This window comes from Marinospirillum insulare DSM 21763, from assembly GCF_000686905.1.
GTDB classification, from domain to species: domain Bacteria; phylum Pseudomonadota; class Gammaproteobacteria; order Pseudomonadales; family Halomonadaceae; genus Marinospirillum; species Marinospirillum insulare.
In genome coordinates this window covers 1-1,660 of the sequence record NZ_JMLW01000068.1, presented here as the reverse complement: position 1 = coordinate 1,660, position 1,660 = coordinate 1, and the positions used below count along the sequence as shown (strand labels likewise).

Here is a 1,660-nt window from a genome sequence, read left to right as displayed (position 1 = left end):
TCTCTAAAGTCTGTGCTGTAAGAGGCCATAGCTACACTCCGATTTGTCTAGTCGATTAAAATTAATCAAGCGGACAACTAGTGTGACGGAGGGGGAGTCTGCCGTTGTTGGCGGCGTTAAGTTTTGAAGAACATGTCTAGCAGACTCGGCGGGGCCGAACTCTCTGTTAGGTATGAGGGGTGCTTACAACGGAGCTGAGACTGGGTCTTAGCCAACTGGAGTAAGGTTGCACACCCTGCCGGCCGAGAAGCAACCTCAGCTGGCAATCCGTCTTTTGTCGGGTAGCTCACAATGAAGGCGGCGTCACGGCCAGTGACGTTAAACCTCAGGTTTAATACCCTGGGCCGGCCTAGGGTTCAATTTGGCATTCATTATGTTTACCTTTAAGAACTCTAAGTTTGAGGTTTCAGTTAATGTTGCAGCGATTATCAGAGCTTTTGCTTTGTTCTTGCTCCTCTTGTAACCATTGGCGGGGCTGTTAGCGCAGCCCTAAGCCATAAACTTAACAAATAGTTGTTGGGCGCACCCGAAAGCCAGCTATCGCGACGGGTGCTGGACTCGCTGGCGCTCGCCCCAAAACAATGGCGTTAGTGCTGGTCATAGTGACCGCCAATTGCGAAAATATAAATGTAGTCATCGTCAAATTTATAGACGATTCGGTCTTTTTGAGAAATGCGTTTTGACCATAGCCCATTGAGGTTATGTTTTAGTTTTTCCGGTTTTCCAAGTCCAGTGCTGGGGTCGGAACGGAGCATTTCTTTTAGTAGTTTACATAGAGCTTTGTGAAGTTTTTTATCCTGCTCACGCATTTTTTCGTAAGCAGTCCAAGTATTGCCTTCAAAGACCAGTGATCTCATTTAACTGTTCATCCGTTGGCTTGTAGCCTGTAGTTTTGTTGTGAGTATCAAGGGAGTCAGAAATTTGCTGCATAAGAGAGGTATTTTGAAGCACATATAGTGTCTCTTGCTCTCTTTCCCAGTCATCAGCGCTCATAACCACAAATGCTTCACCTGCTCGGCGAGTGACTTTAAGTGGCGTGTGATTGCTAACAACCTGTTCTACAAAGGTTTTTAAGTTGTCTCTGAAACGGTTTACACTAATCGAGTCCATAATATTCACCAGATGTACGGTATTTCCGTACAAATATAGCAGCAATGCACTAACAAGGCAATGAACATGGACTTGGGTAAAGCGTCATCTTTTTTGTTCAAAAAAAGCCGCTCCTTCATCCAAGCCAGTTATCGCGGCGTTAGACCAACCCAGTGTTAATAAGTGTATAGTAGAAAAAATTGCTTCGTGTTGCGCAATGCGATACGATTTGCGCATGATTAAATCATTCAAACACAAAGGGCTGAGGCTCTTCTTTGAGACGGGCAAAAGTGCTGGCATTCAGGCCAAGCATGTAAAGAAGCTAAGAATGCAGTTAGCTGCGATAGATACTGCCCAAGTGCTTGATGATATTGACCTGCCAGGCTTTTCACTTCATCCATTAAAAGGTGAGCGTTCAGGTATTTGGTCAATTTCAGTCAGTGGTAACTGGCGTGTTACCTTTGAATTTCGGGATGGCAATGCGTACATCCTTAACTATGAGGATTATCACTAATGTCTATGCACAACCCACCGCACCCTGGTGAATTTATTGAATCCATTTATATGGAGC

The 1,660-nt window shown here is 44.9% G+C and carries 3 protein-coding genes; 1 reads left to right on the top strand and 2 read right to left on the bottom strand.

Going from position 1 to position 1,660, the window contains the following annotated elements; translation table 11 throughout:
* Positions 1–587: 587 nt before the first annotated feature.
* Together BP27_RS0113620 and BP27_RS0113615 are read right to left on the bottom strand one after the other, a co-directional pair.
* The gene (locus BP27_RS0113620; protein ID WP_027851996.1) at positions 588–857 is read right to left on the bottom strand and encodes a Txe/YoeB family addiction module toxin; all 270 of its coding nucleotides are present in this window, start codon (positions 855–857) and stop codon (positions 588–590) included.
* On the bottom strand, positions 838–1,110 hold the full coding sequence (locus tag BP27_RS0113615; protein WP_027851995.1) for a type II toxin-antitoxin system Phd/YefM family antitoxin: 273 nt from the start codon (positions 1,108–1,110) through the stop codon (positions 838–840). The genes BP27_RS0113620 and BP27_RS0113615 overlap by 20 nt, the downstream gene beginning before the upstream one ends.
* Positions 1,111–1,324: 214 nt before the next feature.
* On the opposite strand from BP27_RS0113615, the gene BP27_RS0113610 reads away from it, so the two are divergent.
* A complete protein-coding gene (locus BP27_RS0113610) occupies positions 1,325–1,603 on the top strand; it encodes a type II toxin-antitoxin system RelE/ParE family toxin (protein WP_027851994.1) in 279 nt (92 codons plus the stop codon).
* Positions 1,604–1,660 lie beyond the last annotated feature (57 nt).

Bases quoted from the DNA above. Each gene is read 5' to 3' on its own strand.
- BP27_RS0113620 (WP_027851996.1), bottom strand. From the start codon at position 857: ATGAGATCACTGGTCTTTGAAGGCAATACTTGGACTGCTTACGAAAAA.
- BP27_RS0113610 (WP_027851994.1), top strand. From the start codon at position 1,325: ATGATTAAATCATTCAAACACAAAGGGCTGAGGCTCTTCTTTGAGACG.
- BP27_RS0113615 (WP_027851995.1), bottom strand. From the start codon at position 1,110: ATGGACTCGATTAGTGTAAACCGTTTCAGAGACAACTTAAAAACCTTT.